The following is a 245-nucleotide window of genomic DNA, read 5'->3' on the forward strand; positions in this document are numbered from 1 at the left end:
CCGTCCGGCCTGCGGTAGGCGTTGATCACCGGCACGTCCCGCACCCGCTCTCCGGCGGCGTTGGGCGGGTAGGTCTCGGCGAGGTCGTCGCCCACCGTGGCGAGGTCCTGGCGGTCCATCAGGTTGGTCCAGGCCGTGACCGCCTCCGGCACGCGCTGGTCGCCGTGTTCGTCCGCGAGCTTCAGCTTCAGCCCGGCGAGCCCCAGGGGCGAGCCGAGGGTGACCAGGGTGCAGCGGGGCAGGGG

At 74.3% G+C, this 245-nt stretch carries 1 pseudogene; it reads right to left on the reverse strand.

Annotated features, from left to right (window positions below):
• A pseudogene (locus AC0IY0_RS28930) lies at positions 1–245 on the reverse strand (hypothetical protein); the annotation flags it as partial.

Source organism: Methylobacterium sp. AC315, assembly GCF_979253755.1.